General features: G+C 52.0%; 18 protein-coding genes. 10 read left to right on the top strand and 8 right to left on the bottom strand.

The genetic code is table 11. The features are described from left to right. The first annotated feature begins 36 nt into the window (after positions 1-36). The 4 genes from speB to pgi all read left to right on the top strand — a co-directional run bounded on the left by speB (position 37) and on the right by pgi (position 4,664). A complete protein-coding gene (gene speB / locus RIC05_RS18510) occupies positions 37-1,008 on the top strand; it encodes an agmatinase (protein WP_350046009.1) in 972 nt (323 codons plus the stop codon). Positions 1,009-1,167: 159 nt separating this feature from the next. Beyond that, positions 1,168-1,773, top strand: coding sequence for a tyrosine phosphatase family protein (locus RIC05_RS18505; protein ID WP_350046008.1), 606 nt, complete (start codon positions 1,168-1,170; stop codon positions 1,771-1,773). A gap of 140 nt (positions 1,774-1,913) precedes the next feature. Then, positions 1,914-2,873, top strand: coding sequence for a PfkB family carbohydrate kinase (locus RIC05_RS18500; RefSeq protein ID WP_350046007.1), 960 nt, complete (start codon positions 1,914-1,916; stop codon positions 2,871-2,873). A gap of 144 nt (positions 2,874-3,017) precedes the next feature. Beyond that, positions 3,018-4,664, top strand: a complete 1,647-nt coding sequence (gene pgi / locus RIC05_RS18495) for a glucose-6-phosphate isomerase (protein WP_350046006.1) — start codon at positions 3,018-3,020, stop codon at positions 4,662-4,664. A 92-nt stretch (positions 4,665-4,756) separates the two neighbouring features. Here the strand turns inward: pgi and RIC05_RS18490 are convergent, their stop codons facing one another. After that, entirely contained in the window at positions 4,757-4,951 is a 195-nt protein-coding gene (locus RIC05_RS18490; RefSeq protein ID WP_350046005.1) for a DUF2256 domain-containing protein, read from the bottom strand. A gap of 25 nt (positions 4,952-4,976) precedes the next feature. Then, positions 4,977-6,002, bottom strand: a complete 1,026-nt coding sequence (locus RIC05_RS18485; protein ID WP_350046004.1) for an NAD(P)/FAD-dependent oxidoreductase — start codon at positions 6,000-6,002, stop codon at positions 4,977-4,979. A 185-nt stretch (positions 6,003-6,187) separates the two neighbouring features. Between RIC05_RS18485 and RIC05_RS18480 the strand changes: the two genes are divergently transcribed. The 3 genes from RIC05_RS18480 (at position 6,188) to RIC05_RS18470 (ending at position 10,204) form a co-directional block, all read left to right on the top strand. After that, complete coding sequence (locus tag RIC05_RS18480) at positions 6,188-7,783, top strand: choice-of-anchor I family protein (protein WP_350046003.1); 1,596 nt, start codon at positions 6,188-6,190, stop codon at positions 7,781-7,783. Positions 7,784-7,948: 165 nt separating this feature from the next. Further along, complete coding sequence (locus RIC05_RS18475; protein WP_350042343.1) at positions 7,949-8,683, top strand: response regulator; 735 nt, start codon at positions 7,949-7,951, stop codon at positions 8,681-8,683. 18 nt (positions 8,684-8,701) lie between these two features. Then, positions 8,702-10,204, top strand: a complete 1,503-nt coding sequence (locus tag RIC05_RS18470) for a sensor histidine kinase (protein ID WP_350042317.1) — start codon at positions 8,702-8,704, stop codon at positions 10,202-10,204. Between the two features lie 90 nt (positions 10,205-10,294). Here the strand turns inward: RIC05_RS18470 and RIC05_RS18465 are convergent, their stop codons facing one another. The 5 genes from RIC05_RS18465 to RIC05_RS18445 all read right to left on the bottom strand — a co-directional run bounded on the left by RIC05_RS18465 (position 10,295) and on the right by RIC05_RS18445 (position 17,640). Beyond that, positions 10,295-13,177: a methyl-accepting chemotaxis protein gene (locus RIC05_RS18465; protein ID WP_350046002.1), complete on the bottom strand. Its 2,883-nt coding sequence runs from the start codon at positions 13,175-13,177 to the stop codon at positions 10,295-10,297. Between the two features lie 196 nt (positions 13,178-13,373). Next, entirely contained in the window at positions 13,374-14,486 is a 1,113-nt protein-coding gene (locus RIC05_RS18460) for an ABC transporter ATP-binding protein (protein ID WP_350042319.1), read from the bottom strand. Between the two features lie 4 nt (positions 14,487-14,490). Then, positions 14,491-15,378: a carbohydrate ABC transporter permease gene (locus RIC05_RS18455; protein ID WP_350042320.1), complete on the bottom strand. Its 888-nt coding sequence runs from the start codon at positions 15,376-15,378 to the stop codon at positions 14,491-14,493. Continuing rightward, the gene (locus RIC05_RS18450) at positions 15,371-16,279 is read right to left on the bottom strand and encodes a carbohydrate ABC transporter permease (protein WP_350042321.1); all 909 of its coding nucleotides are present in this window, start codon (positions 16,277-16,279) and stop codon (positions 15,371-15,373) included. The genes RIC05_RS18455 and RIC05_RS18450 overlap by 8 nt, the downstream gene beginning before the upstream one ends. A 98-nt stretch (positions 16,280-16,377) precedes the next feature. Next, on the bottom strand, positions 16,378-17,640 hold the full coding sequence (locus RIC05_RS18445; protein ID WP_350042322.1) for an ABC transporter substrate-binding protein: 1,263 nt from the start codon (positions 17,638-17,640) through the stop codon (positions 16,378-16,380). Between the two features lie 702 nt (positions 17,641-18,342). Between RIC05_RS18445 and RIC05_RS18440 the strand changes: the two genes are divergently transcribed. Beyond that, positions 18,343-18,507, top strand: coding sequence for a DUF1127 domain-containing protein (locus RIC05_RS18440; protein ID WP_350042323.1), 165 nt, complete (start codon positions 18,343-18,345; stop codon positions 18,505-18,507). Between the two features lie 109 nt (positions 18,508-18,616). Here RIC05_RS18440 and RIC05_RS18435 read toward each other — a convergent pair whose 3' ends face one another. Next, complete coding sequence (locus RIC05_RS18435; RefSeq protein WP_350046001.1) at positions 18,617-20,200, bottom strand: cryptochrome/photolyase family protein; 1,584 nt, start codon at positions 20,198-20,200, stop codon at positions 18,617-18,619. Between the two features lie 266 nt (positions 20,201-20,466). On the opposite strand from RIC05_RS18435, the gene bfr (RIC05_RS18430) reads away from it, so the two are divergent. Both bfr (RIC05_RS18430) and bfr (RIC05_RS18425) read left to right on the top strand, forming a co-directional pair. Then, positions 20,467-20,943 carry a bacterioferritin gene (bfr, locus tag RIC05_RS18430; protein ID WP_350042325.1) on the top strand — a complete coding sequence of 159 codons (477 nt, stop codon included), beginning with the start codon at positions 20,467-20,469 and terminating at the stop codon, positions 20,941-20,943. A 21-nt stretch (positions 20,944-20,964) separates the two neighbouring features. Then, a complete protein-coding gene (gene bfr / locus RIC05_RS18425; RefSeq protein WP_350042326.1) occupies positions 20,965-21,456 on the top strand; it encodes a bacterioferritin in 492 nt (163 codons plus the stop codon). Positions 21,457-21,476 lie beyond the last annotated feature (20 nt).

Here is a 21,476-nt window from a genome sequence, read left to right as displayed (position 1 = left end):
TAAAGCAGGTTCTCATTCGGAGATAAGGGAAGAAAAATGAGCAGCACCGGCGTCATTGACACCAAGGGCGGTGATAACGCCTTTACCGCGAAATCTGTGCATCAGAACACCAGCGAACCGATGTATTCCGGTGCGCTGTCCTTCATGCGCCGCATTTATTCGCGCGATCTGAACGGCATTGATATTGCCGTGACCGGTATTCCTTATGATCTTGCAACGTCAAGCCGACCGGGAACGCGTCTTGGCCCGCAAGGTGTGCGCCGTGCGTCGGCCAATCTTGCATGGGCACCGCATTTCCCGTCCGGTCGCGATATCTTTGCCGAACTTTCGGTCATTGATTATGGCGACATGGTTATCGATCCGGGTCACCCGGAAAAACTGCCGGAAATGATCGAAGATCATGCCCGCGATATCGTTCAGTCCGGTGCCAAGATGTTGACCATAGGTGGGGATCACTTCATCACCTATCCAGTGTTGAAAGCACATGCTGAAAAATACGGTGATGGTATTTCCCTGATCCAGTTCGATGCCCATTCCGATACGTGGGAAGATGACGGGGACCGTATCGATCACGGCACCATGTTCTGGCATGCCGCCCAAAAGGGCATTGTTGATCCGTCGAAATCGATTCAGGTCGGTATCCGGACCCACAATGAATCGACCCACGGGTTCAATATCCTTTATGGCCCGGATGTTCAGTCAATGTCGATTGACGCGATTGTTGAAAAGATCAAAGCAACAGTTGGCAATAACCCGGCCTATATCACCTTTGATATTGACGGGCTTGATCCGTGCTATGCACCAGGCACCGGAACGCCGGTTCTGGGCGGTTTGACCACCCATCAGGCCGTATCGATCCTGCGCGGTCTTGCCGGTCACATCAATCTGATTGGCAGCGACGTTGTGGAAGTTTCCCCACCTTATGATGTTTCGGACATTACCGCCCTTGCCGGGGCGACCATGGCGTGGGAAATGCTCAATATTCATGCGGTGAACCGGGCGAAATAAGCGTCAGATCATCGCAGGTCATCTGTCACCAATTTGATATGTCAGTTTGGCGAAAATTTTCGGGCTGGTACCTTTTTCGGGTGCTGGCCCTTGTTTTTTCTTTTTCCTGTGCTCTGATAGCGCGATGAAAAGAAAAGATATGTATGAGGAGAACGAAAGATGAAGCCGATTGCGATTTCACGTTTAACGATCTGTGGCATTGACGAGTTGCCGACCCATCGCAATCACGGGGTTTCCCATGTTTTGTCTGTGCTGGACCCTGATCGGGAAGACCCTGCCATCTTTTCCGATTACGCACCGCATGAACGCACGATTTTGCGATTCCATGACGTGATTGATGACAAGGAAGGCCGTCCGGCCCCGATAAAGGCCAATGTCGAGGCCATCCTTGAATATGGTGAGGGACTTAAAAACAGTCGGGAAGAACGCCGCGATGGCCATTTGCTGGTGCATTGTCACATGGGCGTGTCGCGTTCGACCGCCGCGATGATTACCCTGATGGCGCAATGTGAACCCGACCGTGACGAAGACAGCATTTTCACCACCATCCGCGCTATCCGTCCGATTGCATGGCCAAATTCGGTCATGATTGCCCTTGCTGATGAAATGCTTGGTCGGAAAGGGCGCCTTACCGCAGCCCTTCATCGTCATTACGCAGCCCAACTGGCACGAGATAAAATGTTTGAAGGTTGGATGACCGATCTTGAACGTGGGCGCGAGGTCGAATTTGGCCGCGCAATCATGCCGCAAAAGACATCTGTCTAGGTGACTATCGCAGACCGGGGTTATTTTGGTTTGCGTGTCAAATTGAATCGATTTAAAAGCGTTCCGTCCCACAGACCGCAACACTGATTTTGAATAACGGGTCCGCGCATTAAAGCGGACAATCCGAACGGAGAAACGCAATGACAGCTAAAGCTGTTTGTCTTGGGGAATTGCTGATTGATTTTGTCCCGACAGTAACCGGTACCGGCCTTGCCGATGCACCGGCCTTTGCCAAGGCGGCGGGTGGTGCGCCGGGGAATGCTGCGGTGGGGCTCCAGCGATTGGGCATTGAAACCGGTTTTATCGGCAAATTGGGCGATGATGCCTTTGGCCATTTTCTGGTTGATACGCTTAAAGATGCCGATGTCGATACATCGGGCATTGTTTTGACCAAAGAAGCCCTGACCGGGCTTGCCTTTGTGTCATTGCGGGCCGACGGGGAACGCGAATTTTCGTTCTACCGCAGCCCGTCTGCCGACATGCTGCTGTGCCCGGCCGATCTTGATCAGGACATGCTGAAATCAACCAATCTGTTCCATTACGGAACGCTTTGCATGATTGATGATGATCCGCGTGCGGCAACGCTTGAGGCAATCAAAATTGCCCGTGACAATGGTGCGGTGATTTCGTGCGATCCAAACCTTCGCTTGCCGCTTTGGCCAAGCGTTGAGAAGGCCCGCGAAATCCTGCGCCTTGCGATCAGCCAGGCCGATATTGTTAAAATGTCGGACGAGGAAATTACATTCGTTTCAGGCAAGGATGACCTTGAAGAAGGCATCAAAGACCTGTGGTGTGACGGGTGGCGTGCATTGATTGTGACCTATGGCCCCAAGGGATCGCGTTTTATCACCCCGAAATTTGACGGGTTTGTAACATCCTTTGACATCACGGCTGTTGATGCAACCGGGGCCGGGGATGGTTGCACGGCAGGTTTCCTGTCGCGTCTTCTCAAGGATCCTGATCTTTTGGCATCGGAAGAAAAGCTTGTTGCCGCTTGCCGGTTTGCCAATGCGGTGGGGGCGATCACGGCGACCAAACGCGGGGCCATTAATGCGCTTCCGACCGAAAAAGAGGTCGAAGCGTTTCTTGCGACCCGTTAAATTGAATTTATGCGGCGGCCATAATCTTGCCGCCGCAGTCTGCAAACTGTCCCACACATGGTTTGATCAAGATGCTAGTCTGCGTGCAAAATCGCAACTGCGTTGTCTTGATGTGTAATGAACTGAATTTGGCCGAGGATGGTTATGTCCGCTGATAAATTGACTGCAAACTGGGAAGAACTGGATCGTCTTGGCGCGGAAGTTTCCGAGAAACTGAACCTGCGCCGCGCATTTGCCGATGATCCGGCACGGTTTGACCGCTTTAGCGCAGCGCTAGATGACCTGTTTGTTGATTATTCGAAAAACCTGATCACTGATGACGTGATGGTCGCCCTTGGTAAGCTGGCAAAGGCTGCCAATGTTGAAGCTTGGCGCGACCGGATGTTTGCCGGGGACAAAATCAATGTCACCGAAGACCGCGCCGTGCTGCACACCGCCCTTCGTAACCTTGATGGCGCGCCGGTTGAGTTTGACGGGCAAGACGTTATGCCTGCGGTCAAAGACGTTCTGGCACGGCTTAAATCCTTTGCTGCGCGGGTTCATTCCGGCGAATGGAAAGGCCATACCGGTAAAAAGATCACTGATGTTGTCAATATCGGCATTGGTGGATCCGATCTTGGCCCGGTCATGGTCAATGAAGCCCTGCGTCCGTTCCACATTGACGGCATTCGCTGCCATTTTGTGTCGAACGTTGATGGTGCCCATATTGTCGATACGCTTAAAGACCTTGATGCGGAAACGACGCTTTTCATCATCGCATCGAAGACTTTCACGACGGATGAAACCCTGACCAATGCCTATTCCGCGCGCGATTGGCTGATCAAGGCGCTTGGTGATGAAGCTGCGGTTGCCAAGCATTTTGTCGCTGTTTCAACCGCCCTTGAAAAGGTCGCGGCATTCGGCATTGATACCGACAATGCCTTTGGGTTCTGGGATTGGGTTGGCGGGCGCTATAGCCTGTGGTCGGCAATTGGATTGCCGATCATTCTGGCCGTCGGCTATGAGAAATTCGAAGAACTTCTGCGCGGTGCGCAGTCAATGGATAATCATTTCAAAACGGCACCGGTCGAAACCAACATCCCCATGATTCTTGCTCTGATCGGGGTGTGGTCTCGCAATGTTCTGGGTGCCTCTAGCCAAGCAATTTTGCCATATGATCAGCATTTATCGCGCCTGCCGGCCTATTTGCAGCAGGCCGATATGGAAAGTAATGGCAAATCCGTCACCCGTGATGGCAAACCGATTGCCTATGAAACCGGCCCGATCATTTGGGGCGAGCCCGGCACCAACGGTCAACATGCGTTTTATCAGTTGATCCATCAGGGAACGGAACTGATCCCGGTTGATTTCATCATGGCGGCCAATGCGCTTCATCCATTATCCAACCATCATGACAAGCTGGTGGCGAACTGCTTGGCGCAGGCCGAAGCATTGATGCGCGGCAAGACCGAAGCCGAAGTGCGCGAAGAACTTTCGGGAAGTGATCTGTCACCGGCCGAGATTGACGTCTTGGCCCCGCAAAAGGTCTTTGCCGGGAATAAACCCAGCACCATGATCCTGTATAAGCAGCTTGATCCGTTCACGCTGGGCCGGTTGGTTGCGATGTATGAACATAAAATCTTTGTTCAGGGCATCATCTGGAATGTGAATTCCTATGACCAGTGGGGCGTTGAACTTGGCAAGCAGCTTGCCAAGGAATTGCTGCCGATGGTTGAGGGCAAAGAAGATGCCAGCACGCGGGATGCGTCAACGGCCGGTCTGATCAAGCGGATGCAATCCCTGCGCGGCTAGGATTGGCGGATCAGGCCACACACACAAACAATGTTTCCAAGAAGGGCGGCATTGGCTATGGCTGATACCGCCAATTTTGTAACGACAGAACATCACGGTGGTGAGTGCTGTGATGTTGGTAGGTTGGCTGCATTACGGTCTGTGCGGCATTTATCCGAACAATAGCGCACACTTTCCCAACAATCCTTCCATTTGCGGCGCCATGAAAAAGGGCGTTTACAAACAATACAGGTCTTTTCGGGAAGATCCGACTTGTTGTGGCGATATCCATTGGCATTGCGGGGCATGGCATGTTTTCTGATGAAATGCGGATTATCCGATCAGGGTTTCAATCATGGCATGTGCAGCCGACTGACCACTTCGCCATGCGGCTTCGACCCGTGCGCCAAGGCACCAGTCGCCTGCCGCAATGACGCGGCCATTCATGCCATTCAGGTGGCTTCGGCCAAGCGGGATTTCGGTCCGGGCATAGCGCCAGCGATGGGCTTGAACGGTTTGAAGATCAGGCAGCTTGATACCACTTGCTGTGCGAAGCGCACTTAGCAGTTTTTCGATCACGCGGTCCTTGTCTTCTTCCAGATGATCCCGCGACCAGTTCGGACTGGCATGCAAGACCCAATGATCCGGTGTGCGACGATGGAAAATGTCTTTGTTTTGCGTGCTGCGTGCGGCCCAGCTTATTTCCGGTGATGGATAAAGCATGGCATCAAACGCGGTTGGCAGGGGCTTTTTAAACGCTGCCATCACGCTCCAGCATGGGGCGATGACAACATCACCAATCGGATCAAACCGCGATGAAAGCGGGCGTAAAAGTTCCGCAGTTTGCGGGGCCGGTGCGGTGACAATCACCCCATCGAACGGACCGAATTCCCCGTCAAGATCATCATGAAGCATGAAGGTTTGTGGCGTCAGCGGTTCGATGGATGTGATGCGGTGTTGTTTCTGGATTTCAAATGGTTCGACCAATGGGCGGATCAGCTTGTTCATTTGCGGCACGCCCTGATACCACGGATCAAGCGCAAGGTTGCCAGCATGTGTGGGCGCATCTGATGGGGTCGCATCGGGCGGGGTTCCGCGATGGAGATTAGGTTGCCATTCCTGTGCGGCGTTATGGTCGGTGGCCTGTTGCAGGAAGGTATTAAAACCCGGATGACGGGCCGTGATATATTGCGCACCATGATTGAAATGCCCGAACTCCGTCCGGCGTGATGCCAATCGTCCGCCAAGGCCACGGCTTTTCTCAAAGACCGTAATATCCATACCGACTTTGTGGAGCGTGCTGGCGGCTTTTAAACCCGCCATACCAGCACCAATGACAGCGATTTTGATCGGGGGCATGGGCATTTCCTGTTTCGATGGGGACGTGAAGCGATGGTGTTCTGTTAATTGTTACGTTCAGAAGTCCCGGTTGGAGCAGTCAGTGCCACAAGATATTTATGAAACTGTCACCGCCTGGTCATCAAACAGTTACAACAAATCAGCAAGTTCTCTGCTTTGATGAAACATTGATCTTGGGGGAAATTATGCGTTCTTCACTTTTGGCAACTGCTGCCGTTTCCGTACTTCTAAGTGCCTGTGCAGGCACGGCTGACAACCAGGCCATGATGGCTGATGGTATCGCCAATGCCGGTGCCCATTCATTGACGATTGTTCCGATGGGCGAATATCGCACCGGAATGCTTGATGAAAGTGCGGCTGAAATTCCGGCATTTGATCCTGTTTCAAAACGCATCTTTGTCGTGAATGGTGCAGACAAGGTCATCGATATTCTTGATATGTCGAACCCGTCCGAGCTGACCAAAATCGGTACGGTGGAACTTTCAACCTGGGGCAAGGGTGCCAACAGCGTCGCGATCCATAACGGTATTGTAGCAGTGGCCGTTGAAAATGCGGACAAGCAGGCTGCCGGGCAGGCTGTGTTTTTTGACACGGACGGTAATTTCATTTCGGCTGTTAGCGTCGGTGCATTGCCCGACATGATCAAATTTTCCCCGGATGGAAAATATGTTCTGGTCGCCAATGAAGGTGAACCGAATGGTGATTTCACCAATGACCCGGAAGGCAGTGTTTCGATCATTTCACTGGCAGGCGGGGTGGATGATCTGACGGACGGTGATGTTCGCACCGTTGATTTTGCCTTTATGAATGACGGTGAACTTCCATACGGAATGCGGACATCAAATCCGGGCACGTCAAGCGTTGCCCAGGATGTGGAGCCGGAATATATCGCGGTGACCAAAGACAGCAAAACCGCCTATGTGTCGTTGCAGGAAAACAATGCCATTGCGATTATTGATATTGAAACCGCGACCGTAAAACGTATTGCCGGTCTTGGTTTCAAGGATCATTCGGTTCATGCCTTTGACGCCAGCGACAAGGACGGAAAAGTCAATATCCGCACATGGCCGGTTATGGGCATGTATATGCCTGATACGATTGAGGCGATTGAAATCGGTGGCAAGGATTGGATCCTGATCGCTAATGAAGGCGATTCACGTGATTATGACGGTTACAGCGAAGAAACCCGCGTTGGTAAACTGACCCTTGATCCGGTAGCGTTCCCGACGGCAAGCAGCCTTCAGAAAGATGAAAACCTTGGTCGTTTGAAAACCACGACGGCACAGGGTGACACCGATGGTGACGGCGATGTCGACGTGATTTATAGCTATGGCGCACGGTCATTCTCAGTCCTTGATGCCAATGGCAGCATGGTCTTTGATAGTGGTGATGCGTTTGAACAGTTTCTGGCATCGAATTACGGCAATGTCTTCAACGCGTCTGACACGGAAAATTACAGCCGTGACAACCGATCCGATGACAAGGGCCCGGAACCAGAAGGCATCGCAGCAGGCTATGTCAACGGCACGCCATATGCCTTTATCGGGTTGGAGCGTCAGGGTGGCTTTATGGTCTATGATCTGACCAACCCGACCAACCCGCAATTTGTCACCTATCACAGCGATCGCCGGTTCTCGGGCAGCCCGGAACATGACACGGCCGGTGAACTGGCCCCGGAAGGCATGCAGTTTGTAAATGCATCAGACAGCCCGACGGGCAATGCGATGCTGGTGGTTGCATCCGAAGTGTCGGGAAGTACCAAGGTTTATGACCTGAAATAAGCGTAGAATAACGCGCCATATTTCGATCTGAGAAAGCCGGGTTTTGCCCGGCTTTTTCTTTTACATTCGTGAAATGGTAAAATGGTTCAAACCTTTGACGATATCGACTAAACTCCGCCGACGGTCAGGAACATGGCCGGTTGATAAATAGGGGAGTTCGGGACACTGACGACGCGACGTGAACCACATATTCTGGTTGTTGATGACGATCAGGAAATCCAGAAGCTTTTGAAGAAATTCCTGCTGCAGCACGGTTATCGCATCACCACCGTTTCGGATGGGAACGAAATGCACCGTGCCTTGCGCGACTGGAAGATCGATCTTGTCATTCTTGATATCATGCTTCCCGGTGAAGACGGCTTTGCCTTGTGCCGTGATGTGCGCCGTACATCCAAGGTGCCGATTGTCATGCTAACTGCTGTTGGCGAAGATACCGACCGTATTCTTGGTCTGGAACTGGGGGCCGATGATTATCTGACCAAGCCGTTTAACCCGCGTGAATTGCTCGCCCGTATCCGGGCGGTGTTTCGCCGGTTTGAAACGGGCTCGGTTGGCCCGGTTGATAATGAAGTTGTCCCGACACAGAAAGTCATCTTTGGTGATTGGACGCTTGATATCGGATCACGTGAATTGCGGGATGCCGATAATGTTGCGGTACATCTTTCAACCGGGGAATTTTCGCTGCTTTTGGCACTGGTGAAAAACAACAAGCGGGCGATTTCGCGTGAACAGCTTGTTGATATTGTGCGTGGGCAAAGCTCGCTTCCGTTTGATCGCAGCATTGATATTCAGATCAGCCGCCTGCGCCGCAAGATCGAAAAAGATGCCAAAAATCCCAAACTGATCAAAACTGTGCGCGGCATTGGCTATCAATTCTGCGCAGATACCCAAACGATTTAAGGTCGGTTGATGGCGGGCATGTTTGCAGATTTCAGCAACTATCTTCGTCGCTATAAACCGCGCACTTTGGGTGGGCGTATCTTTTCGCTGATGATGCTGGGCGGGGTGATCATCGCCGTGCTGAGTGCCATGGCATCCTATTACGTCATTGAACGTGATGAGCGGATCAGTCGGGCCTATACACTGGGCTTTACCATTCGCGAATTGTTGCGGATTGCCGAAAATCCCGAATTTGAAGCCAACATTGTCGACATTGCCGCACGTGATGGCATGGCATTGCGATTGCTGCCACCAGATGATTTCGGGACCTTGCTGCTTTTTTCACGTCCGGCACAGCATATTGCCCTGCCGGTCCGGTTGGCCAATACCGGTTGGCCGATATCGGTCAAGGTCCATTTCGTGCGTGGGCGCCTGAGTTCCGAACAACGTGCTGTCATTGAGGCCGCCGAAAACCCCAGTCTGTTTTTCGCCGAATTGTCGCGTGAGATTGCCCGTTTGGGGCTTGAAGCCCAGATCGAAATCACGATGCCGTCGGGTAAGCGGGTTTTGGTGCGCCATGATGAATTATGGGCAAACTATTCATCACCATCACTTGTGTTTTTGATGTTCTTGTTGGGTGTGGTCGCCGTTCTTGCAGTGTTTGCCGCCCTTGCCGATTTGCTGGCCGGGCCGTTTAAGAGACTGACCAACGCGATCATTGATCATGGCGATGAAGTTGAAGGTCTGCCGGTCGAAGAACGTGGCCCGACCGAAGCCCGTTCAATGGCCGCTGCCTATAACGATTTGCGTGAACGTATTGCACGGATGCTGGGCGATCGGACCCGGATGTTAGCAGCGATTTCGCACGATTTGCGCACACCCAGCACGCGGTTGCGCCTGCGGGCCGAATTCATTGAAAATGACGAACTGCGCGAAACTGTTTTGCGTGATCTTGATGAAATGGACAGCCTGTTAAACGATGCGCTCGATTTCCTTGGTGACTGGATTCAAAAGGAAGAAGAACGCACGGTCGATTTCGTTTCGGTTCTTGAAGCGATCTGTGATGATTACGCCGACCTTGGCCGTCCTGTAAGTTTTGCAGGGCCACAGCCGCTGCAATTTAGTTCGGTCCACACGGTCTTTGGCGGTGGGGACGAGCCGCATTCCTTTGATGGGAAGCGCAGTATTCGGTTGTCTTGCCGACCGGGCACGTTAAAGCGGGCTTTCACCAACCTAATCGAAAACGCGTTGAAATACGGCCATCGGGCCAAGGTCAGTCTGGAGGCAACCGCAGACACGATTTTGATCGTTATTCGTGATGAAGGGCCGGGCATCGCGGTGGAACATCAGGATAAAGTGTTTCTGCCATTTTACCGGGTTGAAGGATCACGTGCGCGGAGTACCGGCGGCAGTGGCCTTGGCCTTTCAATCGTTAAAACAGTGATTGATGCCCATGACGGCGAGATAAAGCTGCGCAACATGCCGGGCAAGGGGCTTGAAGTCATCATATCCATTCCCAGACGGGTCAATAGCAGCACATAAGAACCAAACAAAAACGACCCGGATGACCGGGCCGCTCTGGTTGGAAGATATGTTAAGGCAATGGATCGGTGTTTTAGATCCGTGCTGTGATCACCCTTGGCGAATGTCGCTTAGGAAGTTATCGACTTCGCGCTGAATGTTGGTGGCTTGATTGCTCAGATCCTTGGCTAAAACCAACACGTTATTGGAAATCTCACCGGTTTCGATCACAACCGATTTCGCCGCCATTACATCATCTGCCGCGCGGCGGGTGGTGTCGTTGGCGGCTTGGGCATTCTGGGTAATTTCCTGTGTTGCCGATGCCTGCTGTTCCACCGCACTTGAAAGGGCAGTGGTGATGCTATCCAACGCGCTTACGGATGAGCTAATGGCATCGATTTCATCACTGGCATGCTGGGTTGCATTTTGAACCGCCTTGATCCGACCCCCAATATCGGCTGTCGCCTTTGCCGTTTGATCGGCAAGGTGTTTGACCTCGTTGGCGACAACGGCGAACCCTTTGCCGGCATCACCGGCGCGGGCTGCCTCGATCGTGGCATTAAGGGCCAGCATATTGGTCTGTTCGGCAATGTCTGAAATCAAAGTGACCACATCACCGATTTCATCGGCCAGTTTGTTTAAGGCCTGAACGCTTTGCGCGCTTTGGGTTGCCCGTTCGGATGTATCGCGCGAGATGCGCGTTGAATCCTCTGTCTGGCGTCGGATTTCGCTGATTGATGCCGCAAGTTCTTCCGCTGCTGCCGCAACGGTTTCAACGCTATGGGCAGTTGCCTGGGTTGCTGTTGCCGCACTTTCAGAACGATCTGCACTGGTTGTGCTGCGCTCAGATAAGGTCTGTGCAGACTTGTGCATGCCTTCAGATGCCTTTGCGATGTCTTCAGCCAATGATTTAATCCGGCTTTCAAAGTCATTGGCAAGGGCATTAAGGGCAGCTTGGCGTTCCTGGGTGGCTGCTTGGCGTTGTTGGGTTTCGCGTTTTTGGGATTCGACGATTTCAGCAGCGTTAGAGCGGAAGACTTCAAGCGTCTTGCTCATTTCTGTCAGTTCGTCATTGCCATTGTCGTTGATCGCAACATTGGTGTTTCCGACCGCAATTTCAGCCATTGCAATACGGATGCGTTCAAGACGGGCAATCAAACCACGCCCGACATAGATCCATGCCAGAAGCCCGGCGAGAACAAGCGACCCGATTCCAAGGGCAATCAGGATGATACGCCCTTGGGTGATGGCCTCAGCCGATTCAACGGTGACAGCCGCCGATTGCTTGCTTGCTGCCCCTGCGACACCTTGCACACCCATCTTTTCAACGGCAACCCGGACATCATCAAGGGCTGTGGTCGCGGATTTCTGGGCAGTGATGGCGTCACGTTTGGGTGTGACAACCGAAAGACCCGTCAGGGTTTGTGCCGTCTGGGCAATGGTGCTTGCATCGGGAACATTGGCAGCGATGGATTTGCTTGATTTGGCGACATCGGCAAGACGGTTTGCTAATTGATCAAGCGTATCAATGTCAACGGCCGCTGCAGCCTGATTCTGATAACCGATGGCAAGGTTGCCAGCCGCTTCGAGACGTACCATCGTGATCAGGGCTGCCAGTTCCTTTTCCATCAACCCACTGATGGCTGAACGGCTTTGATCCTGAATCGCGGCGGATCGATCACGTAGGCCGCTATCTGCGGCCTCGACCACCGGGGCAATCGCGTCGCGGAACGCCTGATGGGCAACGAACAGTTGGTCTTTGCGTTCTGTTGCCAAACGCGACCATGTTTCAGTGGCCCGCTGGATGGCTTCGAGTTCCTGTTTTCGCAGGTCAAAAAGCGCGCCGCGCATCATACCAAGACGGAAAAAGTCGCTGGCGGGCTTTTTGAAATCGGCACTGATGGATTCTGGAATTTTGCGGTTTTCTTTGTAAAACGCGCTGAACTTTTCCTTGGTGGCCTTGACGGTTTCAATATCGTTGGCGGCAATGCCCGAAACCATCATGGCATAGCTTTGCGATATGATGGCTTTCATCTGGAAACCGTCCGCTGCGGGCAGGGGTGCTGCATCAATGATGGCTATCAGTTCGCCATATGCTTCGTGCAGACGGCCTTCAAGGCCAATGCGGGCCTTGCGAAAGACCTCGCTTGATTGCGTGGTGGCGGTCAGTTCATTGCGCCGGATCGAAAAGATATTGTTATCGCCAACCCCAAAGCCAAGCAGGTTTTCGGTGATCTGCGCAAGGTCTTCTGATCCTGATGCAGCGCCAAGTTCGGACAGTGTCGTCCTTGTCGTATCAAACCGTGCTTTAAGGGCATCAATGGTTTCGGCATTACTTGCATTGGCAGCTTCAATCAGGATGCTGACCAACAAGTTGCCCTCAGCCTGCAGGGTCAATGCAGATCGCAATGTCCCCACCTGATCGGTAATCAGGGTGTTAAGGTTTTCGGCGGCCGACCCGATAACGTCATTGCTGCCGTCAATCAGTTCGCGATTGGCCGTGCTGACCTTGCCTTCGATGGTTTTAAGAAACCCGTCATGCTGATTGCGCAAATCATTGATCGCATCACTGACTTTGGTGTCGAGTTGTTTGCGATTTAAGGCGGCATCGATCAGGGATGCCAAATCTGGTCCAAGCGTTTGAGCCACTTCTGACAGCGGTGAATTACGCGTTGCGTCGCTCAGGTCCTGCATACGGTTTTTTGCCATGCTGGACAGGGACTGGATATCTGCATTGGGATTGGTTGCCATCTCCGATGCAAGGACGGCAATCGCGCTGCTTTCTTCTGCGGCGCGCAGGGCCTGTGCCACGGATGATGTTTTGGTCACGGTATCAAGTGCGGAGCTGATCCGTTCAATCGAAACGATGCCAACAATGGCTGCAATCGCGGTCATAGCTGCAATCGCGCCAAATGAAGCACCGAGTTTGAAACGGATGCCCAGTCCTTTGGATTTTCGGGTCGCGTTTGATGTTTCTTTTTTAGTGGTCGTCATAGACCATCCTCCCTAACTACGTGAAATTATTGTTATTTTCACGCGGATTTACATCGACCGACTTCTGTGTGTCCGGTTCGATCAAATTGGCATCTACACAGTTTAAATAGCGTGGGTGTGGGGAAAGGGTCGGGGCTGTGAAAAGGCCCCAAAAAGAAGAATGGCGGGTGGCCCCCAGAACCACCCGCCAATCAGATCAGATCCGCAACTCGGTATCCGGGTCAAACAGACTGATCTGAGACATATCGGCCGAGAACGTCATGCTCTCGCCCGGCGTCGGTGCCCGGTCAGGACGGACACGTGCGACGATTTCTTTACCGGCAATTTCAATAACCGTCATCGTGTCGGCACCGGTTGGTTCGATCACTTCGACTTTGCTATCGAAATTGACATACTGGCTGCCAGAGGCTTCTGAACCCGTACGTTTATGGGTCAGGGCTTCTGGACGAATGCCAAAGACAACTTTCTTGCCAGCGTAGTTTTTGTAGCTTTCAGGTGCTTCAAACAGCGGCAGGGTAATCGGGCTGCCTTCGCGGGCGATGGAAACCGCAAGCTGACCGTTTTCTTCAACCAATGTCGCGTTCACGAAGTTCATTGACGGAGAACCGATGAAGCCCGCAACAAACATGTTGTTAGGGCGTTCATAGATGTTCTGCGGCGTATCGAATTGCTGCAAAATACCGTCTTTCATGACAGCGATTCTTGAAGCCAGGGTCATGGCTTCGATCTGATCGTGGGTCACGTAAACGATGGTTGATCCAAGACGCTGATGTAGCTTTTTGATCTCGGTGCGCATATCAACGCGCAGCTTGGCATCAAGGTTTGAAAGCGGTTCGTCAAACAGGAAGATGTCCGGGTCACGCACAAGCGCACGGCCCATGGCAACACGTTGACGCTGACCACCTGAAAGCTGGGATGGTTTACGATCCAGAAGTGGCTCGATCTGAAGCAGTTTGGCAACGTCGGCGACTGCCTTGTCGCGTTCCTGATTAGAGACGCCGCGGATTTCCAGACCAAAGGTGATGTTCTTGCGAACGGTCATGTTCGGGTACAGCGCATAGGACTGGAACACCATTGCGATGTTACGGTCTTTTGGATGTACGTCGTTGATTACGCGGTCCCCGATGCGGATTTCCCCGTCTGTCGAGCTTTCCAAACCAGCAATCAGGTTCAGAAGGGTCGATTTACCGCAACCTGACGGACCAACAAGGACGAGAAACTCGCCATCGTCAATTGCCAGATTGATTTCCTTGAGAACTTCGACAGGGCCAAAAGCCTTGCGAACTTTATCTAGGGTGAGTGATGCCATTTGCTTATCCCTTCACCGAACCGGCGGTCAGGCCGCGGACGAAGTATTTGCCTGCCAGGACGTAAACCAGAAGCGTCGGGAGACCGGTCAGCAGGGCTGCGGCCATATCAACGTTGTACTGTTTCACGCCGGTAGTGGTGTTGACGATATTGTTGAGTGCGACTGTCATCGGTGCGTTTGCGCCAGAGGCGAAAGAAGCACCGAAAAGGAAGTCATTCCAGATCTGGGTGAACTGCCAGATGACCGAAACCACGATGATCGGGGTCGAGATCGGCAGAATGATGCGCCAGAAGATGGTGAAGAAACCCGCACCGTCGATGGTGGCTGCTTTGACAAGTTCATCCGGGATCGAAACATAGTAGTTCCGGAAGAACAGGGTGGTGAAGCACAGGCCATACACGACATGGACCAGAACAAGGCCCGGGGTCGAGCTGGCAAGACCGATCTTGCCAAGAACCTGTGACATCGGCAGCAGCACGACCTGAAACGGAATGAAGCAGCCAAACAGCAGCAGGGCAAAGACGATGTTTGCACCCTTGAAACGCCATTTGGTCAGGGCATAGCCGTTGATCGCACCAAGGAAGGTCGAAATCAGAACGGCGGGAATTGCCATTTTGACCGAGTTCCAGAAATAGATTTTGATGCCTGTACATTCCACGCCAATGCATGCTTCGTTCCATGCATAGTTCCATGCATCAAACGTGACGACACGTGGCAGTGAAATCAGGGACCCTTCACGAATTTCGTCAAGCGACTTTAGCGACGTCGCGACCATGACGATCAGCGGGAAAAGGTAATAGGCAGCAAACAGGATCAGGACGAGATACAGCAAACCACGCAGTATTGTGTTTTTCCAACCCGCGTCGTGGCTGTAGGTCTGAAGGTCAGCCATTTTTCTTGCCTCCGCGCAGTTCGGAATACAGATACGGCACAATGATTGCCATAACGGTTGCCAGCATCATCATCGCACTGGCAGCACCCACACCAAGTTGGTTGCGCTGGAATGCCATCGTGTACATGAAGGTTGCCGGAAGATCCGATGAGTAACCCGGTCCGCCACCCGTAAGGGCGATGACCAGGTCAAAGCTTTTAACGGCCAGATGGGCCAGAACGACAATCGCGCTCAGGAAAACCGGGCGAATTGACGGAATGATAATGCCGAAATAGATGCGGGGCAGGCTGGCACCATCCATATAGGCTGCGCGAATGATGTCTTGATCGACGCCGCGCAATGCCGCAAGGAACATTGCCATAATGAAACCGGATGCCTGCCAGACGGCTGCGATTACCACGGTGTAGATCGCCATATCCGAATTGACCAGCCAGTCGAACTTAAAGCTCGTCCAGCCAAAATCATGCATCATGCTTTCCAGGCCAAGGCCCGGATTAAGAAGCCATTTCCAAACGGTCCCGGTCACAATGAAGGACAGGGCCATCGGATACAGGAAGATCGTGCGGAGTGCGCCTTCGGCGCGAATACGCTGATCGAGAAGTACAGCCAGGAAACACCCGATGATCAGGCAGGTCACAATAAACAGACCGCCAAAGACCAGAAGGTTTTCAATGGCAACATGCCAGCGTTCCATTTGCCACAGGCGTTCATACTGTCGCAGCCCTGCCCAATCCCATACGGGAAGCATGCGCGACTTGGAAAACGCCATATAGCCCGTCCACAGGATGAACCCGTAGACGAAAAACAGGGACGCAGCAAAGGACGGTGCAACAACGATCTTGGAAAGATGGCGTTGGATGCTGGCCGTCAGGTTGCTTTCGGTGCTTTGAGAAGCCCCCATACCCTTTGCCTCAAAAGTTAAAGTAGTGGGAAGCAGGCCCCGGAAAATCCGGGGCCTGCGCGCTATTCAGACAGTAAGACTGTTCTGATAAGATGAGATTAGTCTTTGGCCAGTTCAACAGCTTCGACCAGACGCGAGACGGCTTCGTCAGACGACATGTCGGAGTTGAAATGCGCGGTCACAACGTCAACGATGGCACCCGAAAGGTGACCACGAAGCGCCATGCCATGTGCCATGGACGGAAGGAAGCCGCCAGCATCCTGAGCTGCAAGAAGGTCAGCTTCGGATTTCTTGGCGCAATCGTCGAACTTGTCGAGCGAAACGCCCGAACGTGCCGGGATCGAACCTTTGAGAAGGTTGAAGGTTTCCTGGAACTTTTCACCGACGATCAGTTCGGCAAGAAGTTTCTGGCCTTCGACTTTATCGTCGCCCGAAACGTTGAACATGGCAAAGCTGTCAACGTTGAACAGGTAGCCGTTCTCAGACGGGGTCGGGGAGCAGATGAAGTCTTTGCCCGGTACTTTACCAGCAGCAAGGAATTCGCCTTTTGCCCAGTCACCCATGATCTGCATGGCGGCATCGCCATTCATGACCATTGCAGTTGCAAGGTTCCAGTCACGCCCCGGGAAGTCGGCATCGACATAGCCACGGATTTTACGCATCTGGTCAAACACCGCTTTCATGGTGTCGGATTTCAGCGCGTCTTCGTCAAGATCAACAAGTGCATTCTGGAAGAACTCTGAACCGCCCAGACCAAGAACAACGGTCTCGAACACGGTTGCGTCCTGCCAAGGCTGACCACCATGGGCAACCGGCGTGATGCCAGCAGCCTGAAGTTTGTCAGCAAGGGCGTTGAATTCGTCCCAGGTGGTCGGAACGCTATCGGCACCGACTTTTGCAAGAAGGGTCGGGTTTGCCCAGATCCAGTCAACGCGGTGAACGTTTACCGGAACAGCAACATAGTCGCCTTCATATTTCATAACGTCCTGAATAGCTGCCGGGATAACGTCATCCCAGCCTTCTGCTGCAGCAACGTCATTAAGATCAGCAAGAGCGCCCTGTTCGGCCCAATCCTGAATTGCCGGACCTTTAAGCTGAACAGCTGCCGGTGCATCACCAGACAGAACGCGCGAACGCAGAACGGTCATGGCTGCATCGCCGCCGCCGCCTGCAACCGGGCTATCAACCCATTTGCCGCCTTTGGCTTCAAAATCTTCTTTAAGAGCTGCGACAGCTTTTGCTTCGCCGCCCGAAGTCCACCAATGCAGGACTTCAGCGGTCGGCTCGGCATGAGCGAAGCTGGCAGTTGCGAGTGCTGAAAGAGCCACACCTGTGGCGAGAATGGTTTTGCGCAGATACATTTAGGTTTTCCTCCCTGGCTTTAAACCAATTGCAGCGACACCATGCTGTGAGAGGGCCTTCAATGCATCCACAAAACTGTAACAGGGCGTTTCCAGAATGCGAACTGAAACAATCTGTTACAAATTTAATAGGGTGTCTGTAACTATATTGCAGGGCAGCAAAAACAATTAGGGCGTTTATGTGCATTAAAGCTGTGACGTAGGGCCATGAATGACGCGAATTGAATGCCTATTTATACGGTTTTAGTAGCGAAACGGGCAAGGTGCCGAAGAAACGCAGCCTGAAATTTGCTGAAACCGCCCAAAGAGGAAGGCAGTTTTAAAAGTTGCCAGATGTTTTCAAACGATGAATCGCACTGCTGAAATGTAACAGGTCGGCATTTTGACTGTTAAGTGATGCTGCCAATAACCGAAATATGATCCTGAATAGCAATTAATTGTGCGGCGCGGTGCGATTTCTTGCCTGATGATGGCGAGGAAAGGGTTGGGGTTTGCCTTGCATTCGGGCTTTCCGTGGTGGATGGCAGGCTCGGATATGTTTACCTGTGACAAAATGGAATAGATGATATGCAAAGTTAGGGAATTGAGGATTCTGGAACATGAAGGCATATTGCATAGCGAAACTACTACGGTGAATGCGCCAGACAGTTGGAAGTGCTTTCCAAGGCAGCATTCATTCTCTGAAACCCAAGGAGGTTCAACATGTTCCTGTCCAGTATTTTTGTTGCTGTTCGCCGTTGGGCCTATGCACGCTCGGTCGCGAATGAACTTTACGGCCTTGATAAGCGCGATCTTGATGATGTCGGGATTTCCCAGTGGCAGATCAAAGACGTTGCTCGTAAAGCAGCTCGCGAAGCGATTGCATAACGCCAGAACGACCTAGGCGCCCTTTATCGGGAATGCCAATGCGGAAGCCGGACATCAGTCCGGCTTTTTGTGTTTTTGGGCTTATTTATCGTGCACCAGAAAGTGCTTTTCAAAAAAGTCTGGGTTGCAGGTTGCGAAGGTCGCTTGAATTTCCGCCATCGCTTTCCAGTTTTTCAAGAAAACCTTCAGCTTGGCTGATTAGATTGCGTTTGGTGTCTTCTGCCATTCGTGCCCAATTTCTATAGGGCATTCCAAGACGCGGGTTTTTCCCAAGAATGTCGGCGTTTCGGTTGAGAAAATACCAATAAAGCGCATTGTAAGGACAAGCGTCCGGGCCAATATTCTTGCGCGGATTGTATTGGCAACCCTCACAGTAATCAGACATACGGTCAATATATTTACCACTCGCAGCGTAGGGCTTTGACGCTATTTTTCCGCCATCGGCATAAAGAGCCATTCCCAATGTATTTGGGAGCTCTACCCATTCAAATGCATCGATGTAAACGGCAAGATACCAATCACACACTTGCTTTGGATCAAGACCTGCAAGTAGAGAGAAATTGCCAATAACCATAAGGCGTTGAATATGGTGTGCATATGCGTTTTCAAGGGTTTCCCCAATCGCTTGATGCAGGCAATTCAGTCCAACGTCGGCATTCCAGAAAAAGTCGGGGACTGGACGTGTGGCATTGAGATAGTTGTCTTCGCTGTAGTGGGGGCCCATGAACCAGTAAAGCCCTCGAACATATTCTCGCCAGCCCAGAACTTGGCGAATGAACCCTTCGACAGCGTTTAGTGGCGCAATTCCATCATAATATGCCCGTTCTGCTGCATGACATACTTCTTGAGGCAACAGTAGGCCTACATTGATGTAGGGGCTGAGTAACGAGTGATAAACCGTAGCGCTTTTGACAGTCATTGCGTCCTGATAATCACCGAATCTCGCCAGCCGGTTGTCAATAAAGTGCTTCAGTGCAATCAGCGCATCCGAGCGCGTTACAGCCCAACCAAAAGAGTCAACGCTACCAAGGGCATCGGGGAAATCCTCCTCAACGGTCTCAATAAAACTTGTCGTGATGGCGTCAGGTGGAAAGGTTTTCCCCGCTGGTGGTGAAACGTCATCAGGAAGGCGTTTGCGGTTGTCTTTATCAAAGTTCCATTGATCGCCAACCGGTTTCCCGTCAGATTTCATTAAGATTCCTGTTTCGCGCCTTAAACCGCGGTAGAAGTATTCCATTCTAAGTTCTTTGCGACCCTCGGCAAATCGCTCAAACGCAGAAAGCGTGGCGAAGAAGCGGTCATCCGTCCGTACTTCAAGTGACACATCAAGGTCATTTTCCCATGTCGCCAGTTCTCGTTTAACACGCCATTCGCCCGGTTCGGTGATGATGACGGTGTTAATTGGGTGTTTTGTGATTGCAGCTTTCAGGGCATCAGTGAAGCTTTTCGTCGGGTGTTGCTTGTAATCGAAATACGCCACCTCAAATCCCTCGGCCTGCAACATGTTGGAAAAGTGGCGCATGGCGGAGAGAATAAAAACGATTTTCTGACGGTGATGGGGAACATAGTTTGTTTCCGCGTCCGGTTCAGCCATGACAATAAGATCTTTGTCGGGGCTCGCATCGGCAAGGCTTGATATGCCGCGTGTCAGTTGATCGCCCAGAACGAAACGGATGGTTTTAAAACGTGACATCGCATTCTTTGTGATTGGTTTTCAGGACATGTACGAGTCGTACGTAATCGAGCAGATAAAAGATTGCAGGTCCGGTTGTTTTCGCTGAAGCGATTTGCATTCGCAGGCTTTTTTGTGCGAATGATTTTTAGTCATTGCGTTTGAATGGCAGTATTCAAAAAAAACGCCTAAATTACTGATAATGGTAATCAAACTCGCGCTTTTCCCTTGAAACGAGTATGCTGTGTTCCCAATATCTGGGTAGCCCAACCATCAGGAGAGCCATGATGAAAGGTGATCCAAAGATCATCACATACCTTAATCGCGTTCTGACAAATCAGTTGACCGCGATTAACCAGTATTTCCTGCATGCCCGTATGTTGCGAGACTGGGGCGTCGAAGAAATGGGCGAATACGAATACAAACTTTCCATCAAGGAAATGAAACGCGCCGATGACACGATTGAGCGCATTCTGTTTCTTGAAGGCCTGCCCAATCTTCAAAACCTCAACAAACTCATGATCGGTGAGAATGTCCCGGAAATCGTCAGTTGCGACATGAAGTTCGAACTGGCCTCTTTGCCACTGCTGCGCGAAGCAATCACGGCCTGTGAAACGGCAGAGGATTTTGTCACCCGCGATCTTCTGGTGAAATTCCTTGAAGATCAGGAAGAACATGTCGACTGGCTTGAGACCGAAGAATGGCAGCTCGAAAATGTCGGTATCCATAATTACATTCAGAGCCGTTCAGGCGACGGCGACTAATCAGACCAGGAGCGTTATGCCATGAAGGGTAGTAAAAAGGTTATTGCCGCATTGAATAAGCAGCTCACTGCTGAGCTGTCTGCGGCCGACCAGTATAATACGCATGCCGAAATGTATGCCGATTGGGGGCTGCATTCGCTTTATGAACGCATGCACCACGAAAAGGACGAAGAGCTTGAACACGCAAAGCGCCTGATCGAGCGGATTTTGTTCCTTGAAGGTGTTCCAGATACCGCGTCACGTGAACCGATCAAGATCGGCAAAACCGTACCCGAGATGATGAAGAATGATCTCGAACACGAATATCACGTGATCAACCTTCTGAAACAAGGTATCAAGATCGCGGAAAAGGAAGACGACTTCCAGACCCGTCAGATGCTTGTCGGCTTGCTTGATGATAGCGAAGAAGATCACGCCTACTGGATCGAACAGCAGATCCGCCTGATCGAAATGATGGGCCTGCCGAACTACATCCAGTTCCGCGCGGCGGGTGAGCCAAGCCCACACGCGTAAATGCGATCTGTGATGAATGG

The sequence above is a fragment of the Thalassospira sp. genome (genome assembly GCF_040218635.1).
Taxonomy (GTDB): Bacteria; Pseudomonadota; Alphaproteobacteria; order Rhodospirillales; family Thalassospiraceae; genus Thalassospira.
The sequence above is the reverse complement of the archived record's forward strand: the minus strand, read 5'-3'. Positions and strand labels throughout refer to the sequence as shown.